An 18,008-nucleotide genomic window follows, 5' to 3' on the forward strand; every position below is an offset into this window, starting at 1 on the left:
TTCAGTATAGCTGGCGCATAGGTGAGGCGCAAGGAGCGGCGGAACGCGGGAGCGGCGTCTCGCACGCGGTGGCTGCTATCGAGAGAGAGCCGGGGCGCCTCAGGCACGTTCAGGCTTGCTTCGTGCGGGCGTCAACGCCCTCTTTTTGGAGCCGTCGGCGCTGGGTCTTGAACATCCATAGGGCTACCATTCCCATGAAAAAGAACATGAGGGCGTCAACGACGAAGATGGACCGGAATCCCATCGCCACACTCATCGTGCCCGCGATCAGGGAGGCCGAGGCGAGCGCCATCGCGTTGACGCTCTGGACAACTCCGAAGACTGCTCCCTGGTGTTGCCGGGAGACGGACGTGCTCAGCAGGGCGTTTGTCGCCGTAAGCAACGTCCCCTGAAAAAGGCCTACTATCGCGAAAAGCGCCAAGGACGCGCCTGGCGACCGCACCCACGCCTGGGGCAGATAGAACGCGGAGGCGCCGAAGGCGGCGACCAGGACGGCGACGTGCAGGTTGTGCGATTGGCCCCAGCGACCGATCAGCACGGACGCGAGCGCGCTCGCCAGTCCCAAGAGGGCAAAGGCGAGGCCAGCCATCGTGGCGGCTCCCTGAGCGACCATCTCCTGCATGAAGACCGCCATGACGGGAAACAGCATGAACGGTCCGCAGCGCGTGACGAGCAGCATCCCCAGGAGAGGCACCACATTCGGCAGGCCCAGCACCATCCGGACGTTCCGGAGGGGATGCAGCCGTTCCTTGGTCTCCGGGGGAGGCTCAAACTTCTCCCGCACGAAGAGGAGAACGACGAGGAAGCTGACGACCAGCAGTCCGCCGGTAACGAAAAAGGGAGCGCGGTAGCCGAAGGAATCGGCCAGGAAGCCGCCCAGCAACGGGCCAGCCATCGTACCGAGGAAAAAGGCCATTTGCACTATCCCCAGGGCGAATGCTGTCCGCTTCTGCGGGGCCTGTGACACGGCGAGGGCAAAAGAGGCGGCGTTGACGCCGGTCAAAGCCCCATGCAGCGAGCGCATCACGATGAGGAAGGCCAGATTTGGGGAGAGGCCGGTGATCGCCAGAATGACCGCGCCGGCGGCTGTGGAGCGCAGTACCATGGTCCTGCGCCCGTAGCGGTCGGCCATGGCGCCCCACAGTGGGCCGGCAAGGAAGGAGCAAAAGCCGCCCGCGAAATGGGCCACGCCCGTCCAGAAAGCAGCCTCGCTGGGGGCCCTCACGCCGAGATCCTGCACAAAGAGGGGAAGGAGAGGACTTACGCCTTGAAATCCTAACGTGGAGAAGAACTGTGCAACCGCCAGGAAGTAGAGGTTCCGCTGCCAACGGAACACGCTGCGCTCAGTCATTACAGAGCGATTATAGCCTTGTGAACGTGTATCCGCTACTCCAAGGGATATCTCTTGAATAGAGGTTCCAGACCCGCGGCGCCCGAATGTCTTTCCTGGCGCTGTCCGTTTGACAGGGGGGTGAGCGCGTTCTACAATAGACGAGATGGCTCTTCAACAGGACCAAGGGGCTACCATAGCTCAAATAGCCGCTCGCTACCTGACCGAGGCGCCACTTCACGATAAGCCCAGCGCTCAGCAGGAGATCAACCGGTTCATCCGGTGGTGCAGGGGCGACCGCTTCGTGTCACAGCTCACACCCCACGAGCTGGAACTGTATGCTGAGTCATGCTCATCCTCCTACGGCGACGCCGGAGTCCGCCTCCAACCACTTAAATCATTCTTCCGATATGTGAGCAAGAAGGGCCTGACCCCGGAGAACCTGGGTGTCCACCTGAAGGTGAAACGGGTGTCGGGCGCCCGGCGGAACGGCCGGAACGCGCGCGCCGGAGCGGCGGATGCCATGCAACTCACACCGGAGGGCTTTGCCCTTCTGCAGGGTGAGTTGGAGGAACTGAAGTCCCGACGGGTACACATCGCCGAGGAGCTCAAGCGCGCCATGGCCGACAAGGACTTCCGCGAGAACGCGCCGCTGGACGCCGCGCGGGAGGCCCAGGGCATGACGGAGGCCCGTATCCGCGAGCTGGAGCACAAGCTGCGCAGCGCCACCCTCATCGAAGGGCGTAACGGCGAACGCTCAAGCCGCGTCAGGCTCGGTTGCCGCGTCACCGTGCGTGATCTCGCCAATAGCGAGGAGTTCCTTTACGTGCTGGTGAATCCCAGTGAGGTGAACCCCAGCACGGGGAAGATATCCGTCATGTCGCCCACGGGCCGGGCGCTGCTGGAGCACGAGCTGGGGGATGAGGTGGACGTGAGCGCGCCGGCGGGCAAACTCCGGTACCGAGTGGTGAAGGTTGAAGGCTAGCCGGCCAGACCCCTTGCATGTTCTTTCAAAGACCTGCGTCGCAGGTCTCTTTTCTTAATCGGTGTAGAGACGCGCTCAATGAAGAACTGGGCCCTGGTCTTGGTGGCCGTCGCGCTCACAGCGCTTGGCTTCGTCAGGCGCGCGGCAGGCATTCCCGCCCCCGCCCTTTACCAGGACGCTCTGGTGTTCGGCGCGGCCGTCGTGGGCGCTGCATTCCTTCTGGCTTGGGCCTCAGAGGCGGCGCGCAGGGATTTCCCCGCTCCGTTGATCGTCGCTCTTCTCGCCGTTGTAGTTGTTTTGCCGGAGTCTAATGTAACCTTGCATCTCATAGCCCAGGCGGGCAGGGAGCCATCCTATACGGCATACGCCGCCGCCAGCATGTCAGGGGCCAACCGTATCCTCGTGGGCCTTGCTGTGCCTGTCGTCTTCTTGGCCTTCTTGGCCAGGTCCCGTAAGGGTGCGCTTCCCTTACCCGCCGCCGCTTCCATTGACCTGGTTTTCCTGGGGAGCCTCACGTTGTATTCCTTTGTTATCTATTTCAAATCGTCCATCGCTTTGTTGGACAGCGCCTTTCTGGTGGTTCTCTTCGGTCTGTACCTGTGGCTTGCGGCCCGGGCGCCCCGGGAGCAGCCGAGACGGGAAGGCCCACTCGTCGCCATGGCCCGCCTCGGACATGGCTGGCGGCGCGCCATCGTCCTGGGCCTGTTCCTCCTGTCGACGCTCGGCCTCGTCGCTTCCGCCGGGCCGTTCGTCGAGGCGCTGGCCGCCACCGGCAGGGCCACCGGTGACGACCTTCTGCTTGTCCAGTGGTTCGCGCCCCTTGCCGCTCAGGCGCCGCAGATTGTGGTGGTCGGCGTGCTAGCCCTGCGCGGATACGGCGGTGAGGCCCTGACAGCGCTGATCGCCGCCCGGCTGGCGCTGGGGACCCTTCTGGCGGGCGCTCTACCCGTTGCGCTCAGCCTGTCCGCGGGCGCGTCCCACGACCTTGTTTTGGACTCGGTGCAGCGCCAGGAGTTCCTGTTGACCAATGCCCAGGCGCTATTCGCGGTCTTCCTGCTGGCGTCCCTGCGGCTGAAGGCATGGGAGGCCCTGGTCATCTTCGTGCTTTTCACGACTCAACTCGTCGTGTCCGATTCTCAGGTGCGGCTTATCTATTCGGCTCTCTACGTCGCGGGGTGCCTGGGCCTCATCGTGCTGTCCCGCGAGCGCATGCGTTCCATTGTCAACTTGATTCCTATGGCTACGCGTGTTCTTCAGCAGGGCGGGGGGGCAACGGGCGGTCCCGCGAGCCGGACGGCGCCGCACGGGCGATGAACGCACCATATCAGGAGAGACCTGCCGATATGCAAAACGAAAAAAAACACTGGGTCTGGGTGGACCTGACGCTTATCCTTATCGCGGTGGCGGTCGCCGCGCCCGCCATATTCGCACGCCTGACGGGACTCCATCTTCCCACTCCCATTTTGGGGGCAGTGCTCTTCGGCGTCGCCATCCTCGGCGGCGCGTTCATCCTTGCCTGGGCCTCGGAAGTGGCCCATATGGACATACCGCCCTCCCTGGCCCTCGCCATACTAGCCGTCGTCGCGGTCCTGCCGGAATACAGCGTGGACCTGTACTTCGCGTGGCAGGCGGGCAAGGACCCGGCCTATGTGGCGTACGCCGCGGCTAATATGACAGGGTCCAACCGGCTCCTTATTGGCCTTGCCTGGCCGTTGATTCTCTTGCTGTTCTTCTTCAAGTCGCGCAAAGGGACGTTTAACCTGTTGCCCGCCAACACGGTAGAGTTGAGCGTCCTTGGCCTGGCTACGCTGTACTCGTTCGCCATCTACTTCAAGGCCTCCATATCTCTGCTGGACACCGTCATCCTGGTTGGTCTTTTCTGCGTGTACATCTGGATCATCTCCCGTGCGCCCGTGGAGGAACCGGAGCTGGGGGGGCCTGCGGCGACCATCGCGAGGCTGCCGAAGGCGCCTCGGCGACTTGCGACCATCGTGATGTTCATCTTCGCGGCGGGGGCGATCTTCGCCTCTGCGGAGCCCTTCGCCGAGAGTCTGCTCGCGATGGGCCACGTGCTAAAGGTGGACGAGTTTCTGCTGGTGCAATGGCTGGCGCCTCTGGCTTCCGAGGCGCCGGAGATTGTGGTGGCCTGCATCTTCACTCTGCGAGGCCAGGCCAACGCCGCCATGACTACAATGATTTCCGCCAAGGTGAACCAGTGGACGCTGCTGGTGGGGACGCTGCCCGTGGTCTACAGCATCTCCTCGGGGGCGCCTACCGCCCTGGCGCTGGACTTCCGTCAGCAGGAGGAGTTCCTGCTGACCAGCGCCCAGTCCCTGTTCGCCGTGTTCCTGCTGGCATCTCTGCGGCTTAAGGCCTGGGAGGCGCTCGTTTTGTTCCTCTTGTTCGCCGTCCAGCTCGTGACGCCGGACCCGCGGGTGCGCCTCGCCTTCGCCGCCATGTACGTGGCCCTTTGTCTGGCCATGGTGGTCGTCTTCCGCGAGCGCCTGCGCCATGTGGCGCAGCTCGTCCCCACAGCATTGAACGCCATACGCGCGGGTTGGCAACAGCAACAGGCGGCCAAGGAGGTTGGGGGACGGCAGGCAGACCCTTAGGGCTGCCGATCTGTCTTGCTGGGGGCGGCGAGGCTAACAGATAGCTGAATGAGCGTGCTGCCGGGTCGTGGGCAATCCGCTAGTTTTGAGCGGCCTGCTCAGCGGTCTCTACGGCCTGTTCGAGGGCTGTCCACGGGAGCAGGGCACACTGCAGCCGGCCGGGGAACTTCCGCACTCCCTGTAATGCCTCCACGTCGCCCAGGCCGGAGAGGCGAGGGCCAGAGCTCTGGACTGCTCCACTGAACCTTTGGTAGAGCGCCAGGGCCTCCGCGAACGTCTTACCTTTCATGACCTCGGTCATGATGGAGCCAGAAGCGCAGCTGATGGAGCACCCCCTGACCTGAACCGAGATGTCCTCGATGCGATTGTGCTTCAGCTTCATTTGCAGGACGACCTGGTCTCCGCACAGGGGATTGCTCGCCTCACGCGTCACGTCCGGGGCCGCCAGAGGCCGGGCGTTGCGGGGATGACGGTAGTGCTCCAGGATGATCTCTTTGTAGAGGTCGTCGTTGCCTTCAGTGGTCATAGAGCGCAGGCCTGCTTTTCAGTCCAGAAGGCGCTAGTGTAGTGTCCCCGAAGTTCGTTGCCAATGTCATTGCGATCCCCGATGAAATCGGGGCGTGGCAATCTGGTTGCGGGGTACACCCCTCCTCCAGATTGCTTCGTCCTCCTTCCGCGGAAGGACTCCTCGCAATGACAATTCATACGCGTATTTCAGGGACATTACACTAGTTGCGGCGCAGGTAGAGGATGAACTCCTCGTCGCTGACCCTGCGCTTCTCCTTGAGACACAGGATGGTGTACTGGGTGAACATGCGTGCCAGCCCGGAGAACTTGAGGGCGTCCGCGCCAAAGGCGATCTTGGGCGTGGGCGAGGAGAGGTCCACGGAGATGCCCGACCGCTTGGCTGTGTCTATGGACAGCTCAATCACGGTCCCCGTGGCGCCTTCAATGCGCTGCTTGATGTGCCTGACGAAGTCTTCGTCTTCCATCTCTGCAAGTATAGCAAAACCCTCGCCGCCATCCCCGCGGATGCGTACAGGAAAGGGCTTCCACGTGACGGAAGCCCTTTCCTGTACGCGCTATTTGGGGGCAAGCGGCGACGCCTAGGCGCGGAGGGCCTCCGGCGTGGCGCTCTGCTTGCGGTCCGAGAAGTAGCCCTTCAGTCCTTTGTCCCGGCGCAGCTTGTAGAAGTTGACCTCTCCCTCAGGGAATCGGATGAACTGCAGCGCGATATGCCTGGCGTGATGGGACCGCCAGGCGCGGCTGATACCGGAGATGTCCGCGCAGCCGTTCAAGAACTCCTTCGTCAAGGTGAGCGCGTCCGCGGGTATCTCCGCAATGGCCTTGGCCCACGTCAGGGCCTCATCGTCCAGCCTGTCCGCGGGGACAGTCTTGTTAATCAGATGCACGCGCGCGGCGTCCCTGGCCCCTATCTCCTGAAGGACGGTGCCGCCGCGCTGGAACTGCGAGCCCCACGGCCAGGCGCCGGGCCAGTTGTGGACGCCCTCCGTCATGCGGCCAAAGCCGCGCTGGCCCAGCACGGCGTCCTCCGCCGCGATGGTCAGATCGCAGGATGCGGCCACGAACTCGCCCGCGCCGATGGCGAAGCCATGCACCTGTGCGATCGTCACCTTGGGCAAAAAGAGGATGTCTCTGTGCTTGGTGCAACGCCGCCGCTCGACGTTGAAGTAGTCGCGCATGGTGGGCTTCATATCCGGGGGAACAGGCGGCGTCTCGTCCGGGCGCCCGTGCTCGTCCTTGGGGCCGGAGAGGTCGTGGCCGGAGCAGAAGCCGGCCCCGGCGCCGCGAATAATAATGGCGCGGACGTCAGCGTCGTCGAACGCCTTGTGGTAGGCGGCGAGCATCTCCAGGAAGAGGTTGTCGTTGAAGGCGTTGCGTCGCTCAGGCCGGTTGAGAGTGATGCGAGCGACCTTGGGGGTGGGCTTCTCGTAGATGATGACCTTCCATTCCCTACCCTCATGCGGGACCTGGAGGGCCTGGTCCCACAGGTACTGGAACTTGTAGCGCTCGTGGACGGCCATTGTACGCCTCCTGTGGCGCGGCTTGGCCTTGCGGAGGCCAGCGCGTCGGGCCCGGGTTAGTGTAGTGTAGCTAGACTATACCGAGCGGCTGCGGACGCTGTCAAGCGCCTTGAGAGCAATTTCTCCGCTGGACAAGCTGGCTGGCAAGCCCACGTCCGTATCCGGATGACGTATAATGAATAGCTGGAGCGTGTTCGTACATTCCGGAGGGGCATCCGCGTGACTCTGTACCTTGAGAAGCGCCATGTGGACGAGATGATCGCCCACTCCCGTGCGGACGCCCCCCGGGAGTGCTGCGGCATCCTGATAGGCAAAGGCTCCCGCGTGAGCGAGGCCCGCCGCGCCGACAACACGCTCCACTCCCCGGTGCTGTACCGCATTGACGACAAGCAGTTGCTGGCCGCTATCCGCGAGGCCGAGAAGAACGGTACGGAGATAGTCGGCTTCTACCATTCCCACACAGCGACCGAGGCCTATCCCTCCCCAACGGACCGCCGGCAGGCCATGGCCGCCTGGCCGGACGTCTTCTACGTCCTTGTCTCGCTACGCGACGAGCGGAACCCCGTGTTGCGCGCATTCGTCATTGACGAGCGCGGGGAGATATCCGAGCAAACAGTGCAGATTGAGGGCTAGGAGGGCCTAACCTTCCAGCGCAGGCAGCGTTGTTAGGGGTGTGAGGTGTCTATGGCCCTTCGTTGGCTGAAGATAGCTGTCCCCCTTGCTGCCGTCGCCCTGGCGGGCGGAGGCTACCTGGCCTATAGCCAGGTGGCGAATGCCAAGTCCACCACCGCCGTGAACGTCCAGCAGGTGGATGTCAGGCGGGGCAATCTGGAGATAGTGGTCAACACCAGCGGCAGCGTGGCCATCCCCACGCGCGCACAGGGCAAGCTGGCATTCGGGGTGGCGGGGAATATCGCCACCCTTCCCGTGGACACCGGCGACGAGGTCAAAAAGGGCCAGATTCTCGGCAAGTTGGACACCTCCGATCTGGGGCGGGATGTCCAGCAGGCTGAGTTCAACCTGAAGAACGCTCAGCTCGCGGTGGAGAAGGCCAAGAGCCCCTACACGGAAGGAGACATTGCCAAGGCGGAGGCTAACGTGACGGCCGCCAAGGCCAACCTCGCGGCCTCGGTGAGCAATCTTGAAAAAGTTAAGAATCCCTACACGGCGGCTGATATCGCCAAGCAGCGAGCGGTGGTGGCGCAGGCCAAGGCAAATCTGCGTACGGCCCAGGGCGCCCTGGACGACTCACGGAACCCGTTCCCCGAGGTGCAGAGCGCGCGCTCTGCCCTGGAGGCCATGGACCGGCAGGTGGGAATCGCTGTCGGCGCTCTGCGTCAGACGGCTGCCCCCACGGCGCCCGACGTGGCCCGCGCGCATGACGCTCTGTTCACCGCCGTCTCCAACGCGGATAACGCCCTGGACTGGATTGACAAGGGCAAGACCAATCAGAAGAACCTCACGGCGGGGCTTGAAACCATCCGTCGGAACGACCTGAATACCATTGGGGCTGAGGCCACGGCGGTCAAGGCACTCGTGACCGCCGCCGAGCAAAGCCTGGTGACTGCGCAAGGCAGCATCGCCCTCAGCGTTCCGCTCTATAAGGTGGAGGTGGACAGGGCACAGGCCATCTACGACCAGACGAAAGCCTCGTTCAACCAGCAACAGGTGTCGCAAGCGGAGATGAGCCGCAAGGCGGCGGACCTTCAAGTGGCCATGGACAAGCTTGCTCAGGAGCAAGGCCGGGCCGGCCAGGCGCTGGCGCAGGCCCTCAGGAGCATCTCCACCCTTGCAACAAGCCAGGAGCAACTCTACAAGGATATTGACAACATGCTAGCGTCCCAGGCGGACCCGACTGATCTGGAGGTCAAACAGAGCCAGGTAAACTCGTCCCAGGCCAACCAGCTGAAGGCGCAGGAGGACTTGGACAAGCAGTTGAGTGGCGCGGACCCTGTGGACGTGCAAAAGGCCGAGGCTTCGCTCGCCAGCGCACGGGCAAGTCTCAAGACGACGGAGGAGGAGCTTGCGAAGCTGCAAGCAGGCGGCGACCCGAACGACGTCGCGACCAAAGAGAACCAGCGCTCCAACGCGCAGGTTGCCCTTGACCGCGCCAAGGACCAGATCACAAAGGCCACCATGGTGGCGCCTTTTGACGGGGTCATCGCCGCGGTGAGCGTCGAGGAAGGGACCTCCGTAGGCGCTTCAACGGTCGTCCTCCAGATCGTTGACCCCAGCAAGGCGGAGTTGCACACCAATGTTGATGAGGTGGATGTGCTCCGTCTGCGTCCGGGGCAGATCGCCACGCTCACCATGGACGCGCTCCCCGGCGTCACGCTCACGGGCAGCGTGCGGACTATTTCATTCCTTGCGACCAGTCAGAGCGGCGTGGTGACCTATGACGTGACCCTGGACATCCTTCCCACGGAGAGTCCCGCGGGAAGTCAGGTCAGGCGTCCTAACGCTTCAACCGGCGCTGTGGCAGGGTCGGGGGGGCAGCCGGCGCTACGGCGTACGCCCACGGCGGGCGCGCCGTCCCAGAGCGGGGCGACGCAAGCGCAGGCAAGCGGCGCGCCGCAGGCATCCGCAACGCCCGGCCAGCCGGCGCCACGGCGCACGCCTTTGGCGGGCGCTCCACCGCAGAGCGGGGCGACGCAGGCGCCGCGGGCGTCCTCCGGTCTGGGCGTTCCCCTGCGCCAGGGTCTCACCGTCTTGGTGCGGATAGTCGTGGACCAGCGTGAAAGCGTGCTGCTCGCGCCCGTGCGGGCCGTCCGGCAGTCCGGTCGCGATCGGATTGTGAAGGTGCTGGTCAACGGCCTGCCGGAGGAGCGCAAGGTCACCATTGGCCTCTCCGACGGGCAAAACGTTGAAGTCTTGGAGGGGTTGGTGGAGGGCGACACCGTGCTCATCGAGCCGATTCAACGGGCTTCCGCCACGCCCACGACATCCACATTTGGCTTACCCAGCGTCGGCGGAGCGCGGCCGGCTGGCCGCTAGAGCCAGACCCTTTTCGACGGGAGTGCTTCGTGATTGAACTGCACGATATCACCAAGGTCTATCACATGGGCACTACGGAGGTGCGTGCGCTCCGAGGCGTCAGCCTGAGCATCCGAGACGGCGAGATGGTGGCTATCATGGGCCCCTCTGGCTCGGGCAAGTCCACTCTCATGCACCTTCTGGGCTGTCTGGACAAGCCCACGTCTGGGTCTTACATTCTGGGCGGAGCGGAGGTGAGCCGCCTTTCCGATGACCAGCTTGCTGTCGTGCGTAACCGCAAGATAGGCTTTGTGTTCCAGGGATTCAACCTGCTCAGCCGATTGGACGCCCTCGGCAACGTGGAGCTTCCCCTCGTGTATGCCGGTATTCGCGATCGGCGGAAGCGGGCAATGGAGGCTCTGGAGCGGGTAGGAATCGCGGATCGCGCGCATCACCGTCCGTCGGAGATGTCAGGCGGCCAGCAGCAGCGCGTGGCCATCGCTCGCGCTATCGTGACCGACCCCGCCGTCCTCATGGCGGACGAGCCTACGGGCAACCTCGACACCAAGACGAGCAGCGAGATCATGCACATCTTCCTGGAGCTAAACATCAAGGAGGGCATGACCGTGATCCTGGTGACACATGAGAGCGACATCGCCCAGTACGCGGAGCGGATTATTATGCTCCGGGACGGGCTTGTCCATCGGATAGAGCAGGTGACGAAGAGGTCTGGTGAGGATGTGATCAGAGCCGCAGTTCCGGCCCGCGTGACGCTCGGCCAGCCGCGCTAGTGCGTAGTTGCGAAAAAGCGCGGTATGAAAAGCCGCTCATGGTGAGCTCGTCGAAGGGTGAGCGGGCCTGGGGCAAACCTGGTGTACGTGAACTTACGCAACCGAGTGCTAACATGCAGATCGTAAGCTGGAGTCCAGACTGATGAACGTATTTGAGAGCCTCTCCATAGCCCTCCAGGCGCTGGGCAGCAACAAGCTGCGCTCCAGCCTGACCGTGCTGGGCATCGTCATTGGCGTGGCGGCGGTCATCTCGCTCATGTCCATCGGCCGCGGCAGCCAGGCGTCTGTCACCTCCGCGGTCCAGGCTGTAGGCTCCAATCTGCTCTTCGTCCGGTCCGGCGCCCAGACTGTGGCTGGCGTGCGCGGGCAGCAAGGCTCGGTCCAGACGCTCACGCTGGACGACGCCGAAGCCCTGGCGGACCCCATCACCGCGTCCGCCGTGGCCAAAGTAGCCCCGGAGCTTACCACGGGCGCTCGTATCGTAGCCCAGGGCCAGAACGTGTCAACCCGCGTGGTGGGCGTGACGCCTGACTATGCGGACGTACGCAACCTCAGCCTGGCGGAGGGGTCATTTATTACGGACCAGAACATACAGGCGCGTTCCGCCGTGATTGTCCTGGGCGCCACAGTGGCCCAGAACCTTTTCGGCGACAGCAGCCCGATTGACCAGACTATCCGCGTGAGCAACCGGCCGTTTCGAGTCATCGGAGTGCTCCAGCCGAAGGGGGGCAGCTTCCTGGGGTCTCAGGACGACATGGTCCTTGCGCCCCTGACAACCGTGCGTTACCGGCTCTTTTCCCAGCGCACCGCTCAGGGAGCTATTAACGTGCAGCTCATCAGCGTGCAGGTTACAGACGAGAGCCAGCTTGACGCCGCGAAGGAGCAGATCTCAAGCATTCTGCGCGAGCGGCACAACATCAGCGGAGACGATGACTTTACGGTCACCAGCCAGCAGGACATTCTGGCTACTTTTGGCCAGATCACTGGCGTGCTCACCGTCTTCCTGGGGAGCGTCGCCGGCATATCGCTGGTGGTGGGCGGCATTGGCATCATGAACATCATGCTGGTGTCCGTGACAGAGCGCATCCGTGAGATAGGCATTCGGAAGGCGGTTGGCGCCCGGCGCAGGGACATCCTGCTGCAGTTCCTAATCGAGGCGACGACGCTCAGCCTGCTAGGCGGCGCCCTCGGCGTGGGGGCCGGTTGGGGCCTCGCTCAGCTATTCGCCACCCAGCAGATTAATGGGCAGCAGATTCAGACACAGGTCTCGCTGGACGTGGTGGCGATGGCCCTGGCAGTGTCCGTGATGACGGGGCTTTTCTTCGGCATCTACCCGGCCTACCGTGCGGGCCGTCTGGACCCTATTGAGGCGCTGCGGCACGACTAGGGCGGCTGTCGTGGCGTCGCGTCGCCCTTGCTCGTCCTGCTCTGGTAGAGGGCCGCGTCCGCCGCGGAGAAGAGTGCGGACGACGTCTGGCCGTCGAGCGGGAATGTGGCCAGACCCCAGGAGATGCCCGGCAGCGGCACCTCTTTCCCGCCGGTCTCAAGCCTCGGCTCCTGGCACTTGAAGGCCTGCGCCGCGCGCTGGACCACCGTCTCCGCCGCCTCTTTCGTCGCCTCCGGCATGATCACCACGAACTCGTCTCCGCCGTAGCGCGCCGTCACGTCCGAGCCGCGCATCTCGCGCCGCAGCACGGCGCCCACGCGCTGCAAGACGGTGTCGCCCGCCAAATGGCCGTAATTATCGTTGATCTGCTTGAGGCGGTCTATGTCCAGCACCGCCAGTGTTAGAGGCTCCTTGAGCCGCCTGGCGCGGGCTATCTCCTCCTCCAGCCGCTGTTTGAAGTAGCGGTGGTTGTGCAGCCCGGTCAGGGAGTCCGTGACCGCCGCCTCCGCGGTCTGCCTATGCAGCACGGCGACCTCCAGCATCAGGCCGATGGAGGGGACCAGCGCCCGCGTTAGCCGCAGGTCTTCTTCGGTGAAGCCGTTCGGCTCCGCGGTCTCCATCACCACGAGGCCGTTGACCTCGCTCTCGTGGCGCAAGGGCAGCAGGATGGCTGCGCCGCCGGCAAAAAGCAGCTCGGCGAAGGCGGGTATGTCGCCCGTGCCGGTGAGAAGGGCAGGGTCGCCGGTTCCCAGGGCCTCTGTTACCGGCCCTGCCAGTGGAGTCACGCGCTTCCCGCCGTGGTCGCTCCACCGCCCCATGCCGCAGGCGACCACGAAGGTCTCTTTGGTGGCGCGGAACAGGAAGGCTTCGCTCGAACACGGGATGGCCTCTTGCAGAATCTCGCATACGCGTTTGCTCAGCGTTTCCATGTTCAGCACCGCGCTGACGTCTCCGCCGAGGCGCAGCAACGCGGTGGCCACCTTCTGCTGGGTGCTTGGCCGCATGTCCAGCGCCCAGGGCAGGGGTATCGCCGCCAGGGGACGTCCCGCGTCAACGCGAGTGCGCCCTGCCGAAGTGGGAGGCGGGAGTGTCACAAGACCCTTGCGCCAGGTCTCGGCAAGGGACTGGACCACGCGCGGGTCGAACTGCGAGCCGGCCATGCGTCGCAGCTCCGCCAGGGCCTGCTCAGGAGAGAGCCTTCCGTTCATTGTCATCGCCTCAAAGGCGTCCGCCACCGCGAGGATGCGCGCGCCCAGGGGTATGGCTTCGCCGGACAGGCCGTCCGGGTAACCCGTTCCATCGACGAACTCGTGGTGGTGCCGCACAAGAGGCAGGACATGCTGCATTACGCCCGTTGCCGCCAGTATCTCAACGCCGACGAGGGGATGGCGCATGATCTGGGCCTGTCGCACCGGGTCCAGGGGAACGGTCTGGCTGATCGTATCCTGTGGCAGCAGCGCCATGCCCACGTCACAGACCAGCGCCGCGTCGCGAATGGTCTCCGTCTCCATCGGGCCCACGCGCATCTCCCGGGCGATGGCCGTGGCGTGCCGCGCGATGCGCTCTCCCTCGCCAACCGCTTGCGGCGCGTGCGCCCCCACCGTGGTGGTCAGCGTCCGCACTACCGCCATGTGGCTGGAGCGCAGGGCGTCGCGCTGGCGTGTAGAGATCAGGTATGTGGTGAGGAACATCAGGATGGACAGCGCGAAGGTGTGGAACAGCAGCGCCATCAGGAGGAACGATGGGTTGTTGTACGGGTTGGGAGCGCCCGCAAGGACATATGGTCGAGGAATGACGCCCGTATAGCTCAGCCAGGCATGGCCCCATAGCAAGACAAGGGTCGCCGCGAACGCCACCTGGGTGCCTCTCCCCCGAAGGACCACGTCGGGCCTCATGACAACGATAAGGTAGAGCCAGGGGAAAAGGCTGACGAGGCCGCCCGTCAGGTAGATGAAAGTGGTGACCACCAGTACGTCCACCGCGACAACGACCCACGACCGGACAACTGATAAGGGGGTGCGCCGCGCCCAGAACCACGCGAGTCCGTGCACCGCCAGGGCGAGGGCGTAGAGGACATAGACAGGGACGGGGTCAAAGCCGGGGAAAAACGGCGCGCCAAAGAATACGATGACTGTGGTTATGGTGATGAGGCTGGCGCGAACGATGATGCCGTAGCGAGTCACGTAGGCGATGGACATGGCCCGCCCCCACTCGCTCTCCACAAGACCGTCCGTCGGCTTTGGCGCTCCGGAGTCGGGCTTCCGCATCCCCATGCCTCGCTGCCGCCGGAGGGTAGGCGGCTAGTGTCCCGTTTCGGAAATACGCCTACGATTTGTCATTGCGAGGACTCCGGCTTGCCGGAGGACGAAGCAATCTGGAGGAAGGGCGCGCCCCGCAGCCAGATTGCCACGGCCCTCCTTCGTCGGGCCTCGCAATGACATCGACGGCGTACTTCGGGAACACCACACTAGGCGGACTCCACGCCGCGCTTGAGCAGCCAGTACTCCAGGCTGTCCGCCAGGGCCATCCAGCTCGCTTCGATGATGTTAGCAGAGCAGCCCACGGTGCGCCAGGAGCGCTCGCCGTCGGTGGACTCGATGAGGACGCGCACCTTGGCGCCGGTGCCCTCCGTCTCGTTCACGATGCGGACCTTGTAGTCCACCAGCTTGACCGCGGCCAAGCTGGGGTACACGCGCAGGAGCGCCTGGCGCAGGGCGGCGTCCAGGGCGTTGACCGGGCCGTTGCCTTCCGCCGCCACCATGCTGGTCTCTCCCGCCACGCGCACCTTCACCATCGCGTCGGAGAGGACCTCGCCGTTGACGTCGCCCAGGGTGGGCAGACGCCGGCGCTTCTCCACCAGCACCAGGAAGTCCACCAGCTCGAAGTGGGGGTGCAGGCTGCCGACGGCGCGGCGGACCAGCAGCTCGAAAGACGCCTCGGCGCCCTCGTACTGAAAGCCTTTGCTCTCCTGCTCCTTGATCTGGTCCAGGATGCGCCGCGCCTGCTCCCCGTGGAGGGGGACGTCCGGGAAAAGCTCCTTGGCCTTCGCCAGGATGTTGCCGCGCCCGGCCAGTTCCGAGACGAGCACGCGCTTCGTGTTGCCGACCAGCAGCGGGTCAATGTGCTGATAGCTGTGCTCCACCTTCGCCACGGCGGAGGCGTGCAGCCCCGCCTTGTGGCTGAAGGCGCTGGCCCCCACGTAAGGCTGGAATGCGTTCGGGGACTGGTTGGCTATCTCCGATACGAAGCGGGAGACCTCCGTGAGACTGGCGAGCTGGGCGTCCGTCAGGCACGAGATGCCCATCTTCAGCTTCAGGTTGGGGATGATGGAGACCAGGTTGGCGTTCCCGCAGCGCTCGCCGTAGCCGTTGACGGTGCCCTGCACCTGGAAGACGCCCGCCTCCACTGCGGCCAGGCTGTTGCCCACGGCAAGCTCGCAGTCGTTATGGCAGTGGATGCCCAGGGGCGTCTTGACGGTCTGGAGGGAGCGCTTGACGACGTCCCGGATATCCCAGGGCATGCCGCCGCCGTTGGTGTCGCACAAGATGATGCGCTCCGCGCCCGCCTCGTCCGCGGCGCGGAGGCACCGCAGGGCGTACTCCTGATTGGCCTTGAAGCCGTCGAAGTAATGCTCGGCGTCGTAGAAGACCCTGCGCCCCTTGGCCTTGAGGAAGCGAATGGAGTCCTGGATCATCCGCAGGTTCTCCTCCAGTGTGGTCTCCACCACCTGGGTGACGTGGAGGTCCCAGCTCTTGCCCACCAGCGTGACGACGCGCGTTCGTGCGTCCAGAAGGGCGCGGATGCTGGCGTCCTGCTCCGGCGTGACGTTCGGTCGGCGCGTCATGGCGAACGCGGCGACAACGGCGTTCTTCAGGGTCAGGCCCTGGGCGCGGACGAAATACTCGGCGTCCTTCGGGTTGGAGCCGGGCCATCCGCCCTCGACGTAGGGTATGCCCAGCTCGTCCAGCTTGCGCGTGATGCGCAGCTTGTCCTCCACGGAGAGGGAGATGCCCTCCCCCTGCGTGCCGTCGCGCAACGTTGTGTCGTAAAGCTCTACTTTGCGGTCAGAGGCCATGCCCCCTCCTCCTCGCCTTATGAAAAGGTTTGAGCGGAACCCCGATACATCGGGGCGAGCCCCGGCCCCTTCGCCGGGGAGGCTGCGTCCCGGGTGCGCCTACCTCAGCCAGCCCATCTGGAACTCCACAATCAGCACGCCCACCGCCAGCGCCAGCGTCGCCGCGGTGACGGGCAGCCCCACGCGCAGGAACTCGCCGAACCGCACCTCGACGCCGTCTCGGGCCGCCACCTCCGCCACGATGATGTTGGACACCGCCCCGCCCTGCGGGGTTGCCGCCCAGCGTGGAGCTTGCGGCAAGCGTAACCCATAGTGTATCACCCTGGATACCCTTTATCAACGGAATCACGAGCATGGTCAGCGGCACGTTGCTCACCAACTGGGAGACCGTGGCGCTGAAGACGCTGAGGGAGATGATGCCGCTGATGTCCGGAGTAATGAGCGCCTGCTCCCGCGACAGCAGGGCGTTCAGATCTGGCGAGCAAGCGCTCCCGCGCGTAGTCTAGCGCAGGCGCATAGTCTAGTGGAAACGCACGGAGGCCGCAAGGGCGTCAGCCTGTGCCCGTACCCCGGCGGCGGGCACGCGCCTCCGGTCAAGTTTGCATTCTCTTATGGAATGCTTTAGTATTTTTAATCTCTCGCCTTGCCGTTGTGGACAGTCCGTTCCCGCGACGAGAGAAGGAGGCAGCTATGGCCAGCGTGGAGGAGGTCCGCCTCACCAGCCTGGCTCGATGCGCGGGCTGAGCCGCCAAATTCAGCCCGGAGGACCTGGTCGAGGTCCTGAAGCACCTGCCGCGAGTGAGCCACCCCAATCTGCTCATCGGCACGGCCACGTCCGACGACGCAGCCGTCTACAAGCTGACCGAGGAGATCGCCCTCGTCCAGACGGTGGACTTTTTCCCGCCCGTCGTGGATGACCCGTATGCCTTCGGGGCAATCGCCGTGGCCAACGCCCTGAGCGATGTGTACGCCAAGGGAGGCCAGCCGCTCACGGCCCTGAACATCGTCTGCTTCCCGGTCAATCTCTCGAAGGACATACTGGGGCGCATTCTGCGGGGCGGCGCGGACAAGGCCGCCGAGGCGGGCCTGCTCATCGTGGGCGGCCACACGATTGACGACCCGGAGCCCAAGTACGGCCTGGCGGTCACGGGCCTCATCCGGCCCGGCCTGCAGGTGTCCAACGCGACGGCGCAGGCGGGCGACAAGCTCGTTCTGACGAAGCCGCTGGGCACGGGCATCATCACCACGGCCGGCAAGGGGGGCGTGGCGCCCAAGGCCGTGCTGGAACAGGCCATCAAGGTCATGTCCACGCTCAACAAGGCTGCGGCAGAGGCCATGATGAAGGTGGGCGTCCATGCCTGCACTGATGTCACCGGCTACGGACTCCTGGGCCATCTGCGCTGGATGGTGGAGGCCACGGGGCTGACCGCCCGCGTCTCGCTCTCGCAGACGCCGGTCATGGATGGCACGTGGGACCTGATAGCCAAGGGGACAATCCCCGGAGGCACCATCCGCAACCTGAAGTCTCTGGAGAAGATCGTGCGGTGGGACGAAAAGGTGTCGCAGGACGGGCGGATCGTGCTGGCGGACGCCCAGACGTCGGGCGGGCTGCTGATGGCCACGCCTCCCGACAAGGTAGACCGCCTGCTGAAGGCGTTGCGCCAGTCGGGCGTGCAGGGCGCGATCATCGGCGAGTTCACCCGGGACCGCGGCCCGTCCATAGTCGTCGTGCCCTAGCGCGGCCTGTCCACGGCGCGGGCCGGCGCATACGCTCCCGCTTTCTCCGTCCGAGTCCGTTCGCCGTCTCCTC

16 protein-coding genes are annotated in these 18,008 nt (G+C 64.6%); 9 read left to right on the plus strand and 7 right to left on the minus strand.

The features are described 5' to 3' along the window. Positions 1-109: 109 nt before the first annotated feature. Positions 110-1,351 carry an MFS transporter gene (locus Q7T26_07190; GenBank protein MDO8531937.1) on the minus strand — a complete coding sequence of 414 codons (1,242 nt, stop codon included), beginning with the start codon at positions 1,349-1,351 and terminating at the stop codon, positions 110-112. A gap of 145 nt (positions 1,352-1,496) precedes the next feature. Between Q7T26_07190 and greA the strand changes: the two genes are divergently transcribed. The 3 genes from greA (at position 1,497) to Q7T26_07205 (ending at position 4,927) form a co-directional block, all read left to right on the plus strand. Beyond that, positions 1,497-2,315 carry a transcription elongation factor GreA gene (greA, locus tag Q7T26_07195; protein MDO8531938.1) on the plus strand — a complete coding sequence of 273 codons (819 nt, stop codon included), beginning with the start codon at positions 1,497-1,499 and terminating at the stop codon, positions 2,313-2,315. A 78-nt stretch (positions 2,316-2,393) separates the two neighbouring features. Next, the gene (locus Q7T26_07200; protein MDO8531939.1) at positions 2,394-3,629 is read left to right on the plus strand and encodes a sodium:proton exchanger; all 1,236 of its coding nucleotides are present in this window, start codon (positions 2,394-2,396) and stop codon (positions 3,627-3,629) included. 29 nt (positions 3,630-3,658) lie between these two features. Then, on the plus strand, positions 3,659-4,927 hold the full coding sequence (locus Q7T26_07205; GenBank protein ID MDO8531940.1) for a sodium:calcium antiporter: 1,269 nt from the start codon (positions 3,659-3,661) through the stop codon (positions 4,925-4,927). 79 nt (positions 4,928-5,006) lie between these two features. Here the strand turns inward: Q7T26_07205 and Q7T26_07210 are convergent, their stop codons facing one another. The 3 genes from Q7T26_07210 to Q7T26_07220 all read right to left on the minus strand — a co-directional run bounded on the left by Q7T26_07210 (position 5,007) and on the right by Q7T26_07220 (position 6,972). After that, the gene (locus tag Q7T26_07210; protein MDO8531941.1) at positions 5,007-5,453 is read right to left on the minus strand and encodes an SUF system NifU family Fe-S cluster assembly protein; all 447 of its coding nucleotides are present in this window, start codon (positions 5,451-5,453) and stop codon (positions 5,007-5,009) included. 202 nt (positions 5,454-5,655) lie between these two features. Continuing rightward, on the minus strand, positions 5,656-5,919 hold the full coding sequence (locus Q7T26_07215; protein MDO8531942.1) for a hypothetical protein: 264 nt from the start codon (positions 5,917-5,919) through the stop codon (positions 5,656-5,658). A gap of 114 nt (positions 5,920-6,033) precedes the next feature. Then, the gene (locus Q7T26_07220) at positions 6,034-6,972 is read right to left on the minus strand and encodes an enoyl-CoA hydratase-related protein (protein ID MDO8531943.1); all 939 of its coding nucleotides are present in this window, start codon (positions 6,970-6,972) and stop codon (positions 6,034-6,036) included. A 219-nt stretch (positions 6,973-7,191) separates the two neighbouring features. Between Q7T26_07220 and Q7T26_07225 the strand changes: the two genes are divergently transcribed. From Q7T26_07225 to Q7T26_07240, 4 genes are all read left to right on the plus strand, one after another. Then, positions 7,192-7,605 carry a M67 family metallopeptidase gene (locus Q7T26_07225; protein ID MDO8531944.1) on the plus strand — a complete coding sequence of 138 codons (414 nt, stop codon included), beginning with the start codon at positions 7,192-7,194 and terminating at the stop codon, positions 7,603-7,605. A gap of 51 nt (positions 7,606-7,656) precedes the next feature. Beyond that, on the plus strand, positions 7,657-9,966 hold the full coding sequence (locus tag Q7T26_07230) for an HlyD family efflux transporter periplasmic adaptor subunit (protein ID MDO8531945.1): 2,310 nt from the start codon (positions 7,657-7,659) through the stop codon (positions 9,964-9,966). 29 nt (positions 9,967-9,995) lie between these two features. Then, positions 9,996-10,736: an ABC transporter ATP-binding protein gene (locus Q7T26_07235; protein ID MDO8531946.1), complete on the plus strand. Its 741-nt coding sequence runs from the start codon at positions 9,996-9,998 to the stop codon at positions 10,734-10,736. Positions 10,737-10,878: 142 nt separating this feature from the next. Further along, positions 10,879-12,123 (plus strand): ABC transporter permease, encoded by a 1,245-nt coding sequence (locus tag Q7T26_07240; GenBank protein ID MDO8531947.1) that lies wholly within the window; start codon positions 10,879-10,881, stop codon positions 12,121-12,123. Here Q7T26_07240 and Q7T26_07245 read toward each other — a convergent pair. From Q7T26_07245 to Q7T26_07255, 3 genes are all read right to left on the minus strand, one after another. Then, positions 12,120-14,390: a diguanylate cyclase gene (locus tag Q7T26_07245; protein ID MDO8531948.1), complete on the minus strand. Its 2,271-nt coding sequence runs from the start codon at positions 14,388-14,390 to the stop codon at positions 12,120-12,122. The genes Q7T26_07240 and Q7T26_07245 overlap by 4 nt on opposite strands. Positions 14,391-14,590: 200 nt before the next feature. Then, positions 14,591-16,198, minus strand: coding sequence for a citramalate synthase (gene cimA, locus Q7T26_07250; GenBank protein MDO8531949.1), 1,608 nt, complete (start codon positions 16,196-16,198; stop codon positions 14,591-14,593). A gap of 99 nt (positions 16,199-16,297) precedes the next feature. Beyond that, a complete protein-coding gene (locus Q7T26_07255; GenBank protein ID MDO8531950.1) occupies positions 16,298-16,453 on the minus strand; it encodes a hypothetical protein in 156 nt (51 codons plus the stop codon). A gap of 98 nt (positions 16,454-16,551) precedes the next feature. On the opposite strand from Q7T26_07255, the gene Q7T26_07260 reads away from it, so the two are divergent. Both Q7T26_07260 and selD read left to right on the plus strand, forming a co-directional pair. Further along, positions 16,552-16,704, plus strand: a complete 153-nt coding sequence (locus Q7T26_07260; protein ID MDO8531951.1) for a hypothetical protein — start codon at positions 16,552-16,554, stop codon at positions 16,702-16,704. A gap of 193 nt (positions 16,705-16,897) precedes the next feature. Beyond that, a complete protein-coding gene (selD, locus tag Q7T26_07265) occupies positions 16,898-17,935 on the plus strand; it encodes a selenide, water dikinase SelD (protein ID MDO8531952.1) in 1,038 nt (345 codons plus the stop codon). Positions 17,936-18,008: the final 73 nt, after the last annotated feature.

It is taken from the genome of Dehalococcoidia bacterium, assembly GCA_030648205.1.
GTDB lineage: Bacteria > Chloroflexota > Dehalococcoidia > JAUSIH01 > JAUSIH01 > JAUSIH01.

Bases quoted from the DNA above. Each gene is read 5' to 3' on its own strand.
- Q7T26_07190 (MDO8531937.1), bottom strand. From the start codon at position 1,351: ATGACTGAGCGCAGCGTGTTCCGTTGGCAGCGGAACCTCTACTTCCTG.
- greA (MDO8531938.1), top strand. From the start codon at position 1,497: ATGGCTCTTCAACAGGACCAAGGGGCTACCATAGCTCAAATAGCCGCT.
- Q7T26_07200 (MDO8531939.1), top strand. From the start codon at position 2,394: ATGAAGAACTGGGCCCTGGTCTTGGTGGCCGTCGCGCTCACAGCGCTT.
- Q7T26_07205 (MDO8531940.1), top strand. From the start codon at position 3,659: ATGCAAAACGAAAAAAAACACTGGGTCTGGGTGGACCTGACGCTTATC.
- Q7T26_07210 (MDO8531941.1), bottom strand. From the start codon at position 5,453: ATGACCACTGAAGGCAACGACGACCTCTACAAAGAGATCATCCTGGAG.
- Q7T26_07215 (MDO8531942.1), bottom strand. From the start codon at position 5,919: ATGGAAGACGAAGACTTCGTCAGGCACATCAAGCAGCGCATTGAAGGC.
- Q7T26_07220 (MDO8531943.1), bottom strand. From the start codon at position 6,972: ATGGCCGTCCACGAGCGCTACAAGTTCCAGTACCTGTGGGACCAGGCC.
- Q7T26_07230 (MDO8531945.1), top strand. From the start codon at position 7,657: ATGGCCCTTCGTTGGCTGAAGATAGCTGTCCCCCTTGCTGCCGTCGCC.
- Q7T26_07240 (MDO8531947.1), top strand. From the start codon at position 10,879: ATGAACGTATTTGAGAGCCTCTCCATAGCCCTCCAGGCGCTGGGCAGC.
- Q7T26_07245 (MDO8531948.1), bottom strand. From the start codon at position 14,390: ATGCGGAAGCCCGACTCCGGAGCGCCAAAGCCGACGGACGGTCTTGTG.
- cimA (MDO8531949.1), bottom strand. From the start codon at position 16,198: ATGGCCTCTGACCGCAAAGTAGAGCTTTACGACACAACGTTGCGCGAC.
- Q7T26_07260 (MDO8531951.1), top strand. From the start codon at position 16,552: ATGGTCAGCGGCACGTTGCTCACCAACTGGGAGACCGTGGCGCTGAAG.